The organism is Mesorhizobium sp. M4A.F.Ca.ET.050.02.1.1, assembly GCF_003997725.1.
Classification (GTDB): Bacteria; Pseudomonadota; Alphaproteobacteria; order Rhizobiales; family Rhizobiaceae; genus Mesorhizobium.
Map to the genome: position 1 here is coordinate 24,051 of NZ_RZSG01000004.1, position 16,708 is coordinate 40,758.

Genomic DNA, 16,708 nt, shown 5'->3' on the forward strand with positions numbered 1-16,708 from the left:
CTTTCCGGTCGATCACCAGGATTTGGCGCGCGACCCGGCACCGGCGGTTCGTCTTTGTACGTTTGTGTCATCCAGGCCGGATCAACTCGGCCATCAGGCTTCTCACGACTTATGCATGCGTTTCCCACTTTTATTAGCATTCGGTGCGAACCCGCACCCTGCACCAAACCTGCGACGCCTAAGCTATCGTCCTCGACTTGAGCGTTCCCTGCTTCTCGTGGAAGACGCTAAATTCGCTCGTGCGTTATTGCCGGCCAGCAAAGGCTGCGGGTCGGCGGTGAGGGTGTCGAGGAGCGGCGGCCGTTCCCTTTCACTCAATAGTGCCGCCGGCGCCTGGATGGTTTCCACGACGCCGCCCCCGCAATCGTAGCCGTTGTGATGATCATCGTGCATGCGCTGAGCTGTTGGGGACATGCTGATGGCGGTGCCGGAAGCACCGGAGACATGTGATATCTCGGCAGCGGGCAGAGCGGCTTCTCTGTCGCTGCACAGGAAAGCGTAGAGTTCCTTCACGCAAATGCGGGCGTCCTTCTTGTCTTTTTGAAAGGGCGGGACGAGGGGCAACCTGATATCGGCCTTTTGGTAGAACGGACTGCGCTCTTCGTACAGCTGGTCAACCTTCTGCTCGATGTCGGCGCCTTGCAGCAGCGGCCGGCTGGTGTCCCTCTCGAGGCGCCTGCGGAGCTCTTTCAGCTCGGGTGTCGAGCCAGATCGACCTCGCCTTATTAAGAATCAGGGCTTGATTGGACTCCTTGCCAAAGCAGCCGCCGCCGGTTGCGATGACGATGGGGCCTCTCTCCAGCTGCTTGGCGAGCTCTTTGGTCTCCAGGTCCCTGAAGTGCGCCTCGCCACGGCCAGGGTCGGCGAACATCTCCATCAGATTGCCGTGATCGGCGACGATATGCTTATCGATGTCGACAAACTCCACCCCCAACTCCTTGGCAAGCTGGGCGCCGATGGTCGACTTGCCGCTCGCCGGCATGCCGACGAGCACGACCGGCCGCGTACCGAGGGCCGCGAGGATCTCGCCGGCTTGCGGCGAGCGAGCGACCGCAATCTGTTGTCTTGCGACGATGGGCGACCTGGAGGTCCCTGCCGCCCTCGACCTGCTTTCTCCTGACGAGTCCCAGTGTAATATCTCCCAGGCACCACGGGGAATGGGGACTAGCTGTGAGCTCTGCGCGCGGTGCGCGAGCTCGGCCCGATAACTGGCCGGCGTAGGGAACTCGACCTCGAAGCGATAGTTCTGCGCGGTTCTGAACGCCGTGTGAACGCCGCGTAACCGCGGCCTGTCCATCCTGATGACCCAGTTGGTGGTCTCGACCTCGCTGCAGTCCCGCTCCTCGAAGGCCAGTGCCGCCTTCCTGAAGGCGCGCGTAAAAGCCTCGTCCGGGATCTCGAAGACATGGCGCACGGCATTGGTGACCAGTTGGGCCTCCGGCGCCGTGCTCACGCTCTGGCCGGTCAACTCGTCGGCTATCCAGACCTGCCCGCCCGACCGTTGGTCAAGATGCGGCACCTTCACCTCGATGCCGTCCTGCCGCAAAAGCTCGGCAACCGCATGCACAATTTTTGGTAATCGCGCTTTCTTGCGCTTCGGCGGGGGCGGCTTCGAGCCTGGCCCGCTCAAGGGCCTGTTCGCTGCTCAGCGTTATCGTGCTGGCGCGGTCGTCTTCGGCCGAGATTGCTAAGGCGCTGAGCAGAATGCGCTTTTCGACGGCGAGTCTGATCGAGGCCTCCATGACCGATGCCGCCAGCGTGGGGTTGTCCTTCAGATCCGCCAGGCTGCCATCGACGTCGAACCGGCCCTGGTGGAGCTTTGCCGCCTGCGCCTTGACATATGGCGCCGACTTGAAGCCCGGCCTCTGCTCCAAGAGCCGCTGCAATTCGGTGGTTTTTTGCATGAACACCCGCGCACCGGTATCGGACTTGTAGGCGTCAGTGCCGACCTTGATGCCGACGCTCAACAGATTGATGGCGCTTTCATGCAGCTTGACTTCCGACTGCTCATGAGCCGGCTCGCTATTGAGCTGCAGGTTCCAGTCCTGGAGCTCGGCCACTAACAACGCGGCCAGTTCGCAGGCCACCGGATGCCTGGCGGCCTTGCTGTCTTCCCTCGCCCTGGCGATGAGCTCATGGAGGGCCTGGCCATCCGGCCGATCTTCCTGCAACAGTGCGCGGATGTCGGCCTTGAGCTCATTATGAATGCCCTCGTAGGTGCCGAAGATGGCACGCTCGGCAAACCAGCGTTGCGCCTCCAGCGGCTGCGCCAGCACGTTGCGCTGCAGGCAGCTGTAGGTCTCCAGCACCAGCCCGGTGGCCGACAGGATCTGCTTGGACCGGGTGAACTGGTAGCCGCTTTTCTCAATGGCCGGCGTGTGCGACTTCGGCGGCTTCATCGAGGCGATGCCGCGCGCCTGCAGCTGCGCGTCGAACTGGCGCACATGCTCGTAAAGGCGAGGCTGGTCGCCAATGATGACGACGGTGTCGCCATCAAAATCGCCGTCGAGCATTTTTTGTTCGACGCTTGGAACCGCAACCAAAGAGCCGGGCGCGAACACCTCCGTCGCCTGCAGGATGCCGACGCACTCGAGCGCGGTGTCGGCCTTGACCCGGTCCTTTTCCTCCAGCCAGTACGAATGGCACTTTACGTCCTCGGCAGACATCACGACCCCGCGCTCGGCGAAGTCCGCCGGCCACATTTCGTCGGGCACAACGATCAAGATGCCTTTGGCAAAGAAGGTCGGATCGTCGGCGGCAAGCCCAGCCCCCGACCTGTGCGCGAAGTTGAAGCTATATTGGAAGGCCACGCACCGATCCAGGAACGCCGCGGTCCGGTCGCCATCGCGCGCCGACCTGACCCGGTCGGCGGCGAACGGGCGCAGGTTGGGCTTGTCATAGGGGGAGCGTCCGACAAGCACGCCAGCGTCACGGGTCAAGGTCTTGCTCTTGCCCGTCGGCACATGCAGGCATTCGTCGCTGGACGGCACGGCGATAGCGCTCGAACCCTCGATATGCCCGCCCGTGACCGTCCGGAACAGCTCCTCGGCGGTGAGGCTTTGATGGGTTTCGAGCCAAGCCTGAGCCTTCTCGCGGGTCTCCTGTGCTACCTCGACGCTACGCGGATAATGTTGCAGCGCCGAGGGCGGTACCGCCGATTGCCTTTTATCGGCATAGGCAGGCATCCGCTCGGGAGCGTCGTGGCGAGCCCGGGCAATGGACGGCATGCGCTCGGCCAGTGAGGCCCTAATGAAGCCGCAGCCGTCATGCGGCCGCAAGGCGATCTCGCCGTCTCGCCCCTCGAACCGGAAGGGATGCACTGCGCCTGCGGGATGGTCGGGCAGAAGGGACAGCTTGAAGCACCCTTCCAGCGCATAATCATGGGGGCCAATGTCGGGGATGCCCGGCGGCGCGGCAAATCCGCGGCGCTGGGTATAGTAATAGGCTTCCTTGAACGGCGCCCAGGCCCGCGACAGCTGCTCAAAGGCCGTACCCGGAGCCGTCTCGGCATAGGGGATCGCCAAAAGCTTGCCGCTTGGGGCCTCTGCGGCCGTGAAAGGCAGGTGAGAGGCAAGCTGGTTCAGGCTCTTTTGCGGCGGCTTCAGTTTGCTGCCGCCGAACAGGTCCATGCGGTAGGGCACGCCCTCCACGGTGAACGTGCGTGTCAGCATGGCTCCAGTCGGAGTTCCCTTTAGCTGCACCGCCACCACCTTCACCGCGCCCGAGGTCAAGCGGTGGAAAATGGAATAGCGCAACTCGGCTTCGCTGGCCAGCGGCCGGCCTTGCATGTCGACCACCGGCAGCCGCATCAGTCCGGCATCGCCTTGCGGCGGTCTCGGCTCGTGGTCCATGGCCTGAAGGACCCGATGGACATCGAAGCTGGAGGCTGCATGCTGGGCCTGGATCATCGATGCGTTCTGCGCCATGAAGGTGTCGAGCGCTTCGAGCGGCTCCTTCGCCTCGATCTCGGCGATCACGCTCGAGTTCGCGCACCGCCTCGGCGCGCGCCGCGGCGCTCCTTCCTCGGCTGATGAACACTGCCGATCATAGATTCGACTGCCAGCCTCAAAGCCCCATCGTCGTGCATAATATGGGCTGGCCTCGCTACATTCGAAGGGGATCGAAGGCCGATCCCACGGTGCGGTGAAAGAAGCTGCAAGCGGCTTCCAAGACTAGGTGCGAGCACCTCGATCTCATTGTAGGCCCGTCATCGGATCATATGGAAATCGGTGAGCTTCATCCGCCGGCCTTTTACAACGTGGTTTGGTCGATCCTCTAGGGGATTACGCAGTCTTAAGCCAGCATTAATACCTTAGACGCGACACTAGGAATACTTTTACTATTCGCTAAAGCTCGATGCTATTTGACGAGGACTGGTCTTGCGTTTGCAGTTTTCTAGATGAGAGGGCTAAAGGACATTAGCGTCGGGACCAAGCTCTCGTTGGGCTTTGGGCTGGCGCTGCTGTGCGTCGTGGCCGTGGGAGTATTTGGGGTCGCGCAACTGCGATCACTCAACAAGGTCACGAGCGAGATCACCAGCGTTTGGTTGCCCCAGGTCCAGATCGTCGGCGAGATGAAGCGCAACCTCGCGGAACACCAGCTCTATGCGACGTTGCGCGTGCGCACTGCCGAGGCTGCGCAGATAGCCGGCATTGAGAAGGAGATGGCGAGGGAAAGCGACGAAATACTGCAAGGTCGGCGCGCCTATCGCCGGAGTGCCGGATCGCTGGCCGAGCAGCAGCTGTTCGACCAGTTCGTCAACCTATGGACGGCCTACGAAGATTCCCTGACATCGATTTTCCCGCTCCTCGAAACAGGAGGGCGAACAATGGCTGTCAAGGAGTTCGAGACGGTATCGCTCCCGACCGTTGCCGCCGCCACGCAGCGATTGGACGACCTGCTGGCCCTCACCAACGAGCGCAGCACGGCCGCGGCGGTGATGGCGGACAGGACCTACACCGTTGCGCAAAGATTGACTTGGCTGGCAGTTCTTTTTGCCGCCGGGTGTCTTGGTGGGCTTGTCGCCTGGATACGCCACAATGTCAGCAAGCCGATCCTCGCCGTGACCGAGGCGATGCGTTGCTTGGCGCAGGGCGAGCGCCGTTCGAGTCTCATTGCGCTGAAAAGGGATCGGCAGGACGAGGTTGGAGTGCTGTTCTCGGCCTTTGCCGGCTACCGGGCCAGCCTGGAGCGCAGCGATGCCTTGGCCCGAGAAGCCGAGCTGGAGCGGCAGCAATTGGCCGCGGCCGCCGCCAATATGCCCGTAGGGCTTTGCATGTTCGATGCGGAGAGGCGGCTGGTTCTGTGCAACCAAAGCTACGCCGATCTCTACCATGTGCCGGAGCCCCTGACTCGTCCCGGCACGCCGTGGATCGATTTGATGCGGTTCCGGATCGCGGCGGGCCTCTATGCCGGCCATGACCCGGAAAAGTATGTGCAGCAGCTGACGGAGACCATCGATCGCGCAGAGCGGACGGTGAGCCTGGTGGAACTCAGGGACGGACGCACCATCGACCTCATCCATCAGCCACTGCCGGGCGGCGGGTGGCTTGCCACTCACCATGACGTGACCGACTTGCGGCGGAGCGAAGCCAAGATTTCATACATGGCGCGCCACGACGGACTTACCGAGCTTCCAAATCGCATATTGTTCCGCGAACGCGCCGAGGAGGCTTTGGTCGAGATGCGGCGTGATGGTAGCAAGATTGCTTTCCACTGCCTCGATCTCGATCATTTCAAGATGGTCAACGACACGCTGGGGCACCCGGTTGGCGACGCCTTGCTGAAGGAGGTCGCCGCCAGACTGAAACAGGTGGCCCGTGAAGGCGACACCGTGGCAAGGCTCGGCGGCGATGAGTTCGTGATCATTCAAACCGCGGTTGATCAGCCGGTCGAGGCGACAGCTCTTGCCCAACGGGTCATTGATGGGCTGAGCGCACCTTATGTCGTCGATGGCCACGGGGTTATGATCAGCGCCAGCATCGGCATCTCGATCGCGCCGGACGATGGCATTGACGCCGACCAACTTCTCAAGACCGGCGACATGGCGCTCTACCGGGCGAAGGCGGAAGGCCGCGGAACCTACAGGTTCTTCGAACCGGAAATGGATGCGCGCATGCAGGCGCGGCGGTTTCTCGAACTCGACCTGCGCGAAGCGGTGGTGCGGCAGCAGTTCGAAATCTACTACCAACCGCTCCTCAATCTCGACCGCGGCGAGGTCAGCTGCTTCGAGGCGCTGCTGCGCTGGCATCACCCGACGCGCGGCATCGTATCCCCGGGAGAATTCATCCCGCTGGCCGAGGACATCGGCCTCATCGTCCCGATCGGTGAATGGGTTATCAAGCAAGCCTGTCTCGACGCGGCAAGCTGGCCCGGTAGCATCAAGGTCGCCGTCAATCTGTGCCCGGCGCAATTTCGCAACGCGCGCTTGCTCTCCACCATCGTCGAGGCATTGGATATCTCGGGACTGCCCCCCAGCCGGCTTGAGCTTGAGATCACCGAGACAGTGCTGCTGGCCAACAGCCAGGCGACTCTCTCGATGCTGCAACATATCCACATGCTCGGCGTTCATATCGCGATGGACGACTTCGGAACCGGATATTCGAGCTTGAGCTATCTGCGCTCGTTCCCATTCGACAAGATCAAGATCGATCAATCCTTCATCACGGACGCCGGAGATATCGACAGTTCCGTCGCCATCATTCGAGCGGTCACGAGCCTCGGCAACAGCCTCGGGATGCAGACCACCGCCGAGGGCGTCGAGACCGTGGAGCAGCTGGAACGGGTCCGAAGAGAAGGCTGCACCGAGGCGCAGGGCTTCCTGCTCAGCCGCCCGCTGCCCGCGCGGGACATCCCCGCGATGCTGGAGCGGACCCGCGCCGTGGTGGCGGGCGAGATCATTGAGACCGAACCCGAAACGTCAGGCGAGCGAGACACGGACAAGCCGGGCAGGCGTCGCAGTAGGGCGTCTGTCCCCGCCTAACCGGGATGCAAGCGAAAAACAGTGCCAACGAACATGAGTTTGCCGGCCTAGTTCAGGCCGCCACTCGGATCATGTCGATAGCGGGTGTGTAGGTCGGCGCGGCTCGAAATTAGGTGTGCTGAGCGCCGGTCAAAGTGGGATTAGCTTGTCATATCGATTATGGGATCCAGGTTGAACCCGACTTGCAGGACTCTGCTCGTAACCGAGCAGATCAACCTCACATTCGGTCGCTGCTCTTCACGGCTGCACCAACATCCCGCCTACGGCCGCTGGGCTCGGGCGACGAGACCATTCTGAGTGAGCGGCGTTTTATATACCCGTTCGGTCGTCAGTACCTTGCGTTCACGACAGATACGCCGGCGATCCTCCTGCTCCGGTGTTGGCTCTTTGACCATTGCACATATGCGCGGTTCGCCTCGCTTGAAGGCAAGGAGAGACGAGCGTTTCACCATCGATCTTATCGGTTTTGGCTCGGCGACTGCGACGAGACACTGCGATAGAAGCGGGATCAACGACGTAGCTCTCGATCCCCGCCTTGCTCAGAACCCGATGGATCCAGGAGCCATCGAGCCCGGCTTCCTGGATAGCGACGACGGGGAAGTCTGGCCCCATGCGTGCTCTTGCCTTCTCTCGCACGCTATCGAAGCGACGGAACAAGGCGGATAAATCACCACTGGGGACACTGTGTTTCGACAACTTCTCGCCGCCACCTGGCGACAACGACGAGATCAGCCAGGTTGAACGGCTGAGCTCCAGCGATACGAAGATTGCGCCCAGACCAGTCCGGATAGCAGTCAGAGTTTCGGATCGGTCGGCCACTACATGCATGGTGTTCCTCCGCGGGGTGTTTGTTAGCAGCGTCACTCTGCCAGAGCACGCGCCGCTATCCATCCGTCGCCATGGGATCTGGTGATTGTTCATGTCGCCGATTCCCGCGAAGGAACGCCACCATGACCAAGATTGAAAGTAAGACCGCCAGCGCTGCCGTCAAAGACATTCTGCTTTCAGACCCGGACGGACTTCACGAAATGATCCGTGCGGTGATGCAGGAGGTGCTCGAGGCCGAGATGGACGACGGTGGAGGAGACCATCGAGCGCACGCTGACCTTCTTTTGCCTGCCGCGCCAGCATCACAAGCATCTCAAGAGCACCAACATGCTTGAACGGCTCAATGAGGAAATCCGCCGGCGCACCTATGTCGTGCGCATCTTCCCCAACGCCGAAAGCTGCCTGCGCCTCGTCAGGGCGCCGGCTGTCGAAACCAACGAAAACTGGATGGAGGCCCTACATCAACATTGACGACCTGCGCGAGCACAAGAAGCTCGCTCTACGCCAAGCCGCATGACCAGCATCGTGGCCGCCCCATTTTGCAGAACTTGACGCACACAACCGCCACTTCGAGTTTACCGACCGCACCGAGTCATCCACGCAAAGACCTGCGCAGCGTCAGCTTCAGAGCTTGGTCCCACCGGCTGAACGCCAAAAAAGCGGATCTTGGCCATCGGAAGCGCCCTCAACCGACTGAGAGGTTTCGGCTTATGCGATGCGACTGGCAGTCCTGCGCTCCGGGGACAAGGCCGTGGCGGCAGAAGATCCCCTGGACATCAGGCGATGTCCGGAAGGCAGCATCGTAGTAACGGTTTTTACGCCGCTCGCGGCACGCGCGAGGTGAACGTCGCCCGGGTGACCGACACGCTGGTGCCGTCAATATCGCTGATAATCTCCACCCTGGCCTCCAGTTGTTTCACCAGTGCTTCGACGATGGCTGTTCCAAGTCCGGTAGCCGGTACGTCGTTGGCGATCTTGCCGACGCCATTGTCCGAAACCGTCAGTTTCCAGTCACTGCCCGCGGTCTCGTAGCTCACCTGGATGCGAGCGCCGGTTCTCTTCTTGGGGAAAGCATATTTGATGGCGTTGAGCACGAGTTCGGTGACAATTAGTCCCAGACTGACTGCCCTTTGCGAATCTATCCTGCCGCCTTCGGCCATTACGGTGACCGTGATCGGCTGGGCTTCGCCGACCATCGACGAGGCGAGGCTGCTGCACAATTTCGGTAGGTAAGAGCCGACATCGATCTCGTCGACGCCGGCGGAGGTGTGGAGATGGCGTTGCACCTCGGCCACGGACAGAACGCGCTGATGGGCGTCCTTGAGATGCTGGCGCGTCTCTTCCGACGTCACCGAGCGTGCCTTCAGCAACAGGATCGAGGCAATGATCTGCAGGCTGTTGGCAACCCGATGCTCCATCTCGCGCAGCAGGACGTCTTTCTGCCGAAGCAGGTCTTCGGTGCGACCGAGCAGTTCTTCCTTCTCCCGCTCGATGATACGACGGGCCGTTATGTCATTGAAGGCGAGAAGGATGGTGATGGCCGAACTATGGTCGTAAAGCACCTTGCGGGCATTGAGCAGCATGGTGCGACGGCCGATCCGCGTTCCTGAGCCATGCTTGCCTCCCTCTATCCCTTGATCTGGATCTTCTTCGGCCGATCCGCCTCCGGCCGGTGCAACTCGACTTCGAGCAGCCCGTTGGCGAAACGCGCCTCGACCCGTTCCGGGTCGACGCGGAATGGCAATTGCACTGTCCGGGAGAAGGTCCCATAGGCGCGCTCACGGCGGTGCCAGACGGATTTCTCGTCCTCCGTTCGAGGCTCGCGCGTTCCCTTCAATGTCAGAATGTTCTCGCGCACCGTGAGGCCGATTTCGTCAGGTGATATCCCCGGCAGTTCCGCGGCCACCGCCACGCTGTCCTCGCCAGTCCAAAGATTGATCGGCGGAAACTCCTGAGCGGCGCTGGCGGTCAGCCCGGCCAAACGCTGGTTTACTTCCTGTTGCATGCGCCGCATTTCCACAAACGGATCGAACCCGATGCGGCCGAAATCCGACAAAAGCATGTACATCCTCCTATGATTCACGACCTTGCATGATTGCCACGCGCGACACGTGCGTGCGCACCGGAAGCGGAATCGATCGATGGCAACAGGAGGGGCGATCAGCACAGAGACCGAGCGGCCCGATCGCGCAACCTCGCAGAATGCGAGAAAGAGGGGTTCGGGCAGACGCCGGAACACATCCTCCTTGCGAAGCGACATGAACCGAACTCGATCCACCGTAGGGCCGGACCGTCATTCCCGTGCCAGGACCCGATAGCGGCATCCGGCTTTATCATTAGGTGGCCCCAAATGGCCTTTCACGAGGTGATCTTTGACATTCCACCAGTCACCTCTTCGGCAACAGCGGGGTCCCTTCGAATCCGTAGCCACGTTGCCTCTAGTCGCTGATTTGGCTTCCCTTTGCGCAACTGTCGGGATCGACGAAGCGTCCCGAATTGCACCGCGGTTCGATCAACTGATCGCAGGCGACGCGCCGCATCGTCATGGTAGCTGACGAATGAATCGGCATGACACGTCGCAGTGACCGAGACATCAAGCCAGCACCTATGTCGGCTTGCCGCAAGTCAAAAGAATCCAGCCCTGCGTGCCGCGTTCGCTGACCTTCGCCAGTGACGCCATTTGCATTTCGGCCGGACAGATGGGCACAGACATGTGCAATTCCCGCATCGCCCATTATTGGAACTCACAAGGCGGCGTTCTTTCCGTCTTGGCGAGCAGCGGGCCAACGCGTTACCGGCGGTGATCTTCCTGCAGCTTTAAATCAGTCGCCACCAACGACGAAATCAGATTTGGCCAGCACGCCGGCAATCCTGGCAAATCCCACAATGCTTGCCGCGCCTGCTCGGGTGTCATCTGTCCGGCGATCGCTGCGTTGCTGCTTCTCACCGCGCAACTGAATACCGGTCCCCGACGCGCTTTTGGCCACTGATTCAGGAATACGAGCGCTTCGCGCACTGTGTTGATGTCGTGACGACGTCGTTGGTCTTAACCTGGACCGGCGATAGGAAAGCCAGACCGGTTATTCTTACCTCCCTGCGATCGCACGCTGGATCTTTCATTCGGTGGTTGGTTGCGTGACAGGTTTCGAACGTTAGGTCTTGTTTTCTCTGGAAGATCGGGCTGTACGACATAATCCAAATGTTGCGACGCAGCGAAGGCTTCTGCTGGTTCCCGAGTTGAAAAAGCCAGTTGCACCTGGATGAGTGTGTCGCCGCCACCCAATAGCCCATCAGATGTTCAATGGCAGGCGGCGTCCGACGCTCGAACAGCAAGCGCCACGGCCGGCGGGTAGCCGATGCCACAGCTTTGGAGCTGCCCCGGATACTATTATAAGACCGATTGACGCGGGGCTCGACGCGTTTGCGGCAAATAAGCTCGAGTGTGGACAGAGATGTGACGTTCTATTGAGTCGCTGACCCAATCGGTAGCGACCTGGTGATCCACGCAACCAATTCCGGTCGTTTCTGTCACTAAGAACTCGATATTCGCTATTTGCACCTCGAAAGTCGCATAATTGGCAGTGAGAAACTCAACGCGTTGTGAGGATGGCATAGAGAAGCAGTAGCCCCTTCTCTAGTCTCGCTACGGGAAAAATTCTGGAAAATGGGTCTGCTTGGCTGGACGCAGAACGCTGTGGTTATTCAGCCGGCATTTCTGAAGCCTCTCCAAGACAAACAGCTTGCCTTCGCGCACGCTGTCTTCGAGCGGCTTCGGCTTCGCCAGATGCGCCGCAATCGCGCTGGCCAGCATGCAACCTGTCCCGCGCATCGATGTGGCAAGGCGCGGTGCATCGAAGCGGATGGGTTCGTGCCCGGAGCGTAACAGAATATCGGTCGACCGGGTTCCCGACGCATGCCCACCCTTGATCAGCAGGGCTTGAGGGCCGGCGGCCAGCAGTCTTTTTCCTTGTTGGAGCGCTCCGTCCTCATCCACTGCCAGTTCGGAGCCACTAAGGAGCGCCAGTTCAGGGAGGTTGGGCGTGACAATGCAGCAAAGCGGCATAAGATCGCGCTTCATGGCAGCGATAGCGCCTGCTTGCAGAAGTGCGCGGCCTGAGGTGGAGGCCAGCACAGGGTCGAGTACTGCGGGGACATGCGGAAATTTGCGCAGCACTGCGGCAACGGCAACAATGATCTTGGCAGTCGCCAGCATGCCGATCTTGATTGTGGCCACGTCGTTGGCCTGCAGCGCGGCGCACATCTGATTGGCCACCAGGCTAGGTGGCGAATAATAGATTTCGATCACGGCGTCATGCGTTTGCACCGTTAGCGCTGTGACGGCGAGACAGGTGCGCACGCCAATGGCAGAGATCGTCTCGATATCGCGTGCAATTCCAGCACCGCCACTGGAGTCCGATCCACCGACGACAAGCACATGTGGTTCTCGCCTCAGCGCCATTGGTCCGTCTTTTCGATCCATTCTCGCGTGCGCGCCTCGGGGTCGTCGTTGAGCGTGATGTCGGTCACCACCGCCGCGCTGTCCGCGCCAGCCGCAAAGACACCGTCGAGCCGCTCAGGGTTGAGGCCACCAATGGCGACCAATTGAAACGGCGCGACCTGGCGCTTCCATTCGCTGATCCGTTCGACCCCTTGCGGCGCCCATTTCATCTTCTTCAGGATGGTCGGATAGATGGGTCCAAGCGCTATGTAGTCAGGCTCGGCGGCCATCGCCGTTTCCAGCTCCTGATGATCATGTGTGCTCAGTCCGAGCCTTACGCCGGCTGCCCGTATCGCCAAGAGGTCAGCGGTCTGCAAATCCTCCTGGCCGAGATGTATGAAGTCGCAGCCTTCCTCGATTGCCAGGCGCCAGTGGTCGTTGACGATGAGTTGGCACTGGTATCGAGCACACAAGGCCTTCGCGGTGCGGATCTCCGCGCGCAACCCAGCCTCATCCACGGTCTTGATGCGCAGTTGCAGAAGCCGGACTCCGAGTGGGACCAGCCGTTCGATCCAGGCAGCGCTGTCGACGATCAGATAAAAGGGATCGAGCTTCATGAAAAAACGGCCCTGCCGACCATCGGTGTCGATGGCACGGCGACGTCGCGCGGTTCGAGCATTCCCGAACTGAACGCCTCACGACCGGCGTCGACCGCCTTACCGAAAGCACGCGCCATGCCGACCGGATATGCCGCCTTGGCGACCGCTGTGTTCAGGAGCACGGCGTCAAAGCCGAGTTCCATGACGGTGGCCGCGTGCGACGGCCGTCCGAGCCCCGCATCCACAATCAGCGGGACGCCAGGGAAATATCCGCGCATCGAGCGCAGCGCCGTCATGTTGACCGGTCCCAAGGCGGAACCGATCGGTGCGCACCACGGCATCAGGACCTTGCAGCCCGTTTCCAGCAGCCGCTCGGCGACAACGAGATCGTCGGTGGTATAGGGGAATACCGCAAAGCCGTCCTCGCACAGGATGCGGGCGGCTTCAACCAGACCGAACACATCCGGCTGTAGCGTGTCGTGATTGCCGATCACTTCGAGCTTGATCCAGTTGGTGCCGAAGACCTCGCGCGCCATTTTCGCGGTGGTGACGGCTTCCTTGACGGAGAGGCAGCCGGCGGTATTGGGCAGGATTCTGGCGCCCAGCGAGCGGATCAACGACCAGAATTGTTCGCCGGCTCTACCGCCCGCCATCTCACGCCGCAACGAGACGGTCACCACCGACGTGCCCGACGCCTTGACTGCATCGGCAAGGATGGCCGGCGAAGGATATTGAGCGGTGCCGAGAAGCAGGCGCGACGAAAGCTCGGTTCCATAAAGCTCCAACATGCTAGCCGCCCTGCATGGGCGAGAGGATTTCGATCCGGTCGCCGTCGCTCAACTGGAACTCCGTGCGGTTGGCTTTGTGCACGAGGTCGCCGTTGACGGCGGTGGCGAGCCAATCGCCCTCATAGTCGAGCGCGGCAAGCAACTCGGCCAGCGTGGTGGCGGCAATCTCACGCGCCTCGCCGTTGACCATCAGTTTCATGAGCATGCTCCTTGGTTCTGTCTTGACTGAAAACCAGGCCGGCAGCCTGGCGCGCCATGGCGGGGGCGAGGAGAAAACCGTGACGATAAAGACCGTTGATCGCGATGATCTCACCGTCTGTTTCGACGCGTGGCAAATTGTCGGGAAATGCCGGACGGACACCCACACCGGTTTCAACGATCTCGGCCTCACCAAAGGCCGGATGGAGGGCATGGGCGGCGCCCAGCAGCTCCATCATGGAACGCGCCGTCACCGGTCCGGCGCTCTGGCTTTCAATCATCGTCGCTCCGATCATGAAACGGTGATCGGTGCGCGGCACGGCATAAAGCGGAAAGCGTGGATGAAGCAAACGGACCGGCCGCGACAGCGAGACATCAGGCGTGCGAAGGATCAGCATTTCGCCGCGAACACCGCGCAGCCTGTCATCGGCCGCTGCCATTCCCATGCAGTCTATCTGACGGGCGAAACCCGAAACAGGCCGGGCGTCGCAGCCGAAGTGGAATTTGACACCCATGGTCGCAAGGTTGTCATGAAGTGCCGCCATCGCCTGGCGTGGGTCGAGGTGAGCCTCGTTGGGGAAGAGCAATCCACGCCGGAAGCGGCCGGCGAGGTCGGGTTCCAGGAGCGCAATTTCGTTTTCATCGACGCGCCTATGCCCTGACGTGCGACTGGCGAACCGGTCAAGCTCACCGGCATCACGCGGCGCGGCCACGACCAATGTCCCGGCCCGTGTCACCTGACCCGACAGCACCGCATCCCACCAGTCGGCAGCGTCGCGTCCGAGATCCAGCACCGGCTGCTCCGCGCTTTCGCGCTCGCACCATGGCGCCAGCATGCCGCCGGCGAACCACGACGCGTTGCCGCCAAGGCCATGCCGCATCTCGGCGACTGTGACCGTCGCGCCGCGGGCGGCGAGTTCGAAAGCGACGGTGAGGCCGGCAACGCCGGCCCCTTTGACGAGCACCCTCATGATGGTTTGGGAGCCTCCGGCACGACCGGTACGCCAGTCTCGTCCGCCGGCATGTAGAGATCGCCGCCCTCCCGGTATTTTGCCGCCATTGCCGCCATGCCTTCCTTCTGAGCCTCGGCACGGATGTCGTGGGAAATGCGCATGGAGCAGAATTTCGGCCCGCACATCGAACAGAAATGTGCCAGCTTGTGCGCCTCCTTGGGCAAGGTCTGGTCGTGGAAGGACCGTGCGGTTTCGGGGTCGAGCGACAGGTTGAACTGGTCCTCCCAGCGGAACTCGAAGCGCGCGCGCGAAAGGGCATCATCCCTGGTTTTCGCTGCCGGATGGCCCTTCGCCAGATCGGCTGCATGGGCGGCTATCTTGTAAGTGATCACCCCAATCTTGACGTCGTTGCGGTCGGGAAGGCCGAGATGCTCTTTCGGCGTGACGTAGCAAAGCATTGCGGTGCCGAACCAGCCTATCATGGCGGCACCTATCCCTGAGGTGATGTGGTCATAGCCCGGCGCGATGTCGGTCGTCAGCGGCCCCAACGTGTAGAACGGCGCCTCACCGCACACTGCGAGCTGCTTGTCCATGTTCTGCCTGATCTTGTGCATGGGGACATGGCCCGGGCCTTCGATCATCACCTGGCAGTCCTTTGCCCAGGCAATCTTGGTGAGTTCTCCAAGTGTTTCCAGTTCGGCGAATTGCGCCGCGTCGTTCGCATCGGCGATTGAACCGGGACGAAGGCCGTCGCCGAGCGAGAAGGAAACGTCATAGGCTCTGGCGATGTCGCAGATCTCCTCGAAATGCTCGTAGAGGAAGCTCTCCCGGTGATGGTGCAGGCACCATTTGGCCATGATCGAGCCGCCGCGCGAGACGATGCCCGTGACCCGGTCGACGGTCAGCGGTATGTAGTGCAGCCGCACGCCGGCGTGGATGGTGAAATAGTCGACGCCTTGCTCGGCCTGCTCGATCAGCGTGTCGCGATAGACCTCCCAGTTGAGGTCCTCGGCGATGCCGCCGACCTTTTCGAGCGCCTGATAGAGCGGCACCGTGCCGATCGGCACCGGTGCATTGCGCACGATCCAGTCGCGGATGTTGTGGATGTTGCGGCCGGTCGACAGGTCCATCACCGTATCGGCGCCCCAGCGGATCGCCCACACCATCTTTTCGACCTCTTCGGCCATCGACGATGTGACAGCCGAGTTACCGATGTTGGCGTTGATCTTCACCAGGAAATTTCGCCCGATGATCATCGGTTCGCTCTCGGGATGATTGATGTTGGCGGGAATGATTGCGCGTCCGCGCGCCACCTCGTCGCGCACGAATTCGGGTGTGACGAAATCTGGGATCGCCGCGCCGAAGGCTTCGCCGTCGCGTTGCAGCTTGCCGCGCATCACCTCGCGGCCGAGATTCTCGCGGATGGCTACGAACTCCATTTCTGGCGTGATGATGCCGGCGCGCGCATAGGCAAGTTGGGTCACCGCCTTGCCCTGCTTGGCCTTGAGCGGCCGATTGCGTATCGGAAATTCCGGTGTCAGGCGCTCGCCGGTGGCGAATCCATTGTCTTCCGGCCGGACGTGGCGGCCGTCATAGGCTTCGACATCGCAACGCGCCGTGACCCATTCGTGGCGAAGCCGGGCAAGGCCTTTTTCGATGCTGGTTTGGACTGATGGATCGGTGTAGGGGCCGGACGGATCGTAGACGGTGACGGGCGGTTCGCCGGCCGTCGGATGGACGGAAATCTCGCGCATCGGCACCCTGATCTGCGGGTAGAGGACGCCGGGCTTGTGGATTTTCCGCGAGGCGGGCAGTGGTCCCGTCGACACGGCGGGGGTGAGGGCATTCATCGTGAGGCTCCTTTGCTCATGCATTGGAGACCCAGTTCTGTGCCGGAAGGATGAAAAGACGCTTCTGTAGAC

General features: G+C 61.4%; 13 protein-coding genes and 3 pseudogenes. 3 read left to right on the forward strand and 13 right to left on the reverse strand.

The window, feature by feature from the left end; genetic code table 11:
* Positions 1-183: 183 nt before the first annotated feature.
* From EOA33_RS40150 to EOA33_RS00860, 3 genes are read right to left on the reverse strand one after another with little or no spacing between them, the layout of a single operon-like run.
* Positions 184-726, reverse strand: coding sequence for a shikimate kinase (locus EOA33_RS40150; protein WP_306462658.1), 543 nt, complete (start codon positions 724-726; stop codon positions 184-186).
* Positions 614-1,546: a shikimate kinase gene (locus EOA33_RS40155; protein WP_245455306.1), complete on the reverse strand. Its 933-nt coding sequence runs from the start codon at positions 1,544-1,546 to the stop codon at positions 614-616. Before EOA33_RS40155 ends, EOA33_RS40150 begins: the two co-directional genes overlap by 113 nt.
* Positions 1,506-3,977: a hypothetical protein gene (locus EOA33_RS00860; protein WP_245455307.1), complete on the reverse strand. Its 2,472-nt coding sequence runs from the start codon at positions 3,975-3,977 to the stop codon at positions 1,506-1,508. Before EOA33_RS00860 ends, EOA33_RS40155 begins: the two co-directional genes overlap by 41 nt.
* A 422-nt stretch (positions 3,978-4,399) precedes the next feature.
* Here EOA33_RS00860 and EOA33_RS00865 point away from each other — a divergent pair, with 422 nt between their 5' ends.
* Complete coding sequence (locus EOA33_RS00865) at positions 4,400-6,982, forward strand: EAL domain-containing protein (RefSeq protein ID WP_126057614.1); 2,583 nt, start codon at positions 4,400-4,402, stop codon at positions 6,980-6,982.
* A gap of 314 nt (positions 6,983-7,296) precedes the next feature.
* Here EOA33_RS00865 and EOA33_RS38805 read toward each other — a convergent pair.
* Positions 7,297-7,810, reverse strand: a pseudogene (locus EOA33_RS38805) (transposase); the annotation flags it as partial.
* Positions 7,811-7,932: 122 nt separating this feature from the next.
* Between EOA33_RS38805 and EOA33_RS00875 the strand changes: the two are divergent.
* Positions 7,933-8,145: a hypothetical protein gene (locus tag EOA33_RS00875; protein WP_126057615.1), complete on the forward strand. Its 213-nt coding sequence runs from the start codon at positions 7,933-7,935 to the stop codon at positions 8,143-8,145.
* Positions 8,045-8,327, forward strand: a pseudogene (locus tag EOA33_RS00880) (transposase); the annotation flags it as partial. The gene EOA33_RS00875 and the pseudogene EOA33_RS00880, both read left to right, overlap by 101 nt.
* A 298-nt stretch (positions 8,328-8,625) precedes the next feature.
* On the opposite strand, the pseudogene EOA33_RS00885 reads toward EOA33_RS00880, so the two are convergent.
* The 9 genes and pseudogenes from EOA33_RS00885 to thiC all read right to left on the reverse strand — a co-directional run.
* Positions 8,626-9,408, reverse strand: a pseudogene (locus EOA33_RS00885) (sensor histidine kinase); the annotation flags it as partial.
* 29 nt (positions 9,409-9,437) lie between these two features.
* Positions 9,438-10,070 (reverse strand): Hsp20/alpha crystallin family protein, encoded by a 633-nt coding sequence (locus EOA33_RS00890; protein WP_126057616.1) that lies wholly within the window; start codon positions 10,068-10,070, stop codon positions 9,438-9,440.
* A gap of 531 nt (positions 10,071-10,601) precedes the next feature.
* Entirely contained in the window at positions 10,602-10,826 is a 225-nt protein-coding gene (locus EOA33_RS00895) for a DUF982 domain-containing protein (protein ID WP_245454712.1), read from the reverse strand.
* Positions 10,827-11,453: 627 nt separating this feature from the next.
* Positions 11,454-12,269 (reverse strand): hydroxymethylpyrimidine/phosphomethylpyrimidine kinase, encoded by an 816-nt coding sequence (locus EOA33_RS00905; RefSeq protein WP_126057617.1) that lies wholly within the window; start codon positions 12,267-12,269, stop codon positions 11,454-11,456.
* The gene (locus tag EOA33_RS00910; RefSeq protein WP_126057618.1) at positions 12,260-12,865 is read right to left on the reverse strand and encodes a thiamine phosphate synthase; all 606 of its coding nucleotides are present in this window, start codon (positions 12,863-12,865) and stop codon (positions 12,260-12,262) included. Before EOA33_RS00910 ends, EOA33_RS00905 begins: the two co-directional genes overlap by 10 nt.
* A complete protein-coding gene (locus tag EOA33_RS00915; RefSeq protein ID WP_126057619.1) occupies positions 12,862-13,635 on the reverse strand; it encodes a thiazole synthase in 774 nt (257 codons plus the stop codon). Before EOA33_RS00915 ends, EOA33_RS00910 begins: the two co-directional genes overlap by 4 nt.
* A gap of 1 nt (position 13,636) precedes the next feature.
* Positions 13,637-13,834, reverse strand: coding sequence for a sulfur carrier protein ThiS (gene thiS, locus EOA33_RS00920; RefSeq protein WP_126057620.1), 198 nt, complete (start codon positions 13,832-13,834; stop codon positions 13,637-13,639).
* The gene (gene thiO / locus EOA33_RS00925) at positions 13,803-14,804 is read right to left on the reverse strand and encodes a glycine oxidase ThiO (RefSeq protein WP_126057621.1); all 1,002 of its coding nucleotides are present in this window, start codon (positions 14,802-14,804) and stop codon (positions 13,803-13,805) included. Before thiO ends, thiS begins: the two co-directional genes overlap by 32 nt.
* Positions 14,801-16,636: a phosphomethylpyrimidine synthase ThiC gene (thiC, locus tag EOA33_RS00930; RefSeq protein ID WP_126063809.1), complete on the reverse strand. Its 1,836-nt coding sequence runs from the start codon at positions 16,634-16,636 to the stop codon at positions 14,801-14,803. Before thiC ends, thiO begins: the two co-directional genes overlap by 4 nt.
* Positions 16,637-16,708: the final 72 nt, after the last annotated feature.

Coding starts and splice junctions, on each gene's coding strand:
- thiC (WP_126063809.1), bottom strand. CDS start 16,636: ATGAATGCCCTCACCCCCGCCGTGTCGACGGGACCACTGCCCGCCTCG.
- EOA33_RS00905 (WP_126057617.1), bottom strand. CDS start 12,269: ATGGCGCTGAGGCGAGAACCACATGTGCTTGTCGTCGGTGGATCGGAC.
- EOA33_RS00890 (WP_126057616.1), bottom strand. CDS start 10,070: ATGTCGCTTCGCAAGGAGGATGTGTTCCGGCGTCTGCCCGAACCCCTC.
- EOA33_RS00865 (WP_126057614.1), top strand. CDS start 4,400: ATGAGAGGGCTAAAGGACATTAGCGTCGGGACCAAGCTCTCGTTGGGC.
- EOA33_RS00875 (WP_126057615.1), top strand. CDS start 7,933: ATGACCAAGATTGAAAGTAAGACCGCCAGCGCTGCCGTCAAAGACATT.
- EOA33_RS00910 (WP_126057618.1), bottom strand. CDS start 12,865: ATGAAGCTCGATCCCTTTTATCTGATCGTCGACAGCGCTGCCTGGATC.
- thiS (WP_126057620.1), bottom strand. CDS start 13,834: ATGAAACTGATGGTCAACGGCGAGGCGCGTGAGATTGCCGCCACCACG.
- EOA33_RS00915 (WP_126057619.1), bottom strand. CDS start 13,635: ATGTTGGAGCTTTATGGAACCGAGCTTTCGTCGCGCCTGCTTCTCGGC.
- thiO (WP_126057621.1), bottom strand. CDS start 14,804: ATGAGGGTGCTCGTCAAAGGGGCCGGCGTTGCCGGCCTCACCGTCGCT.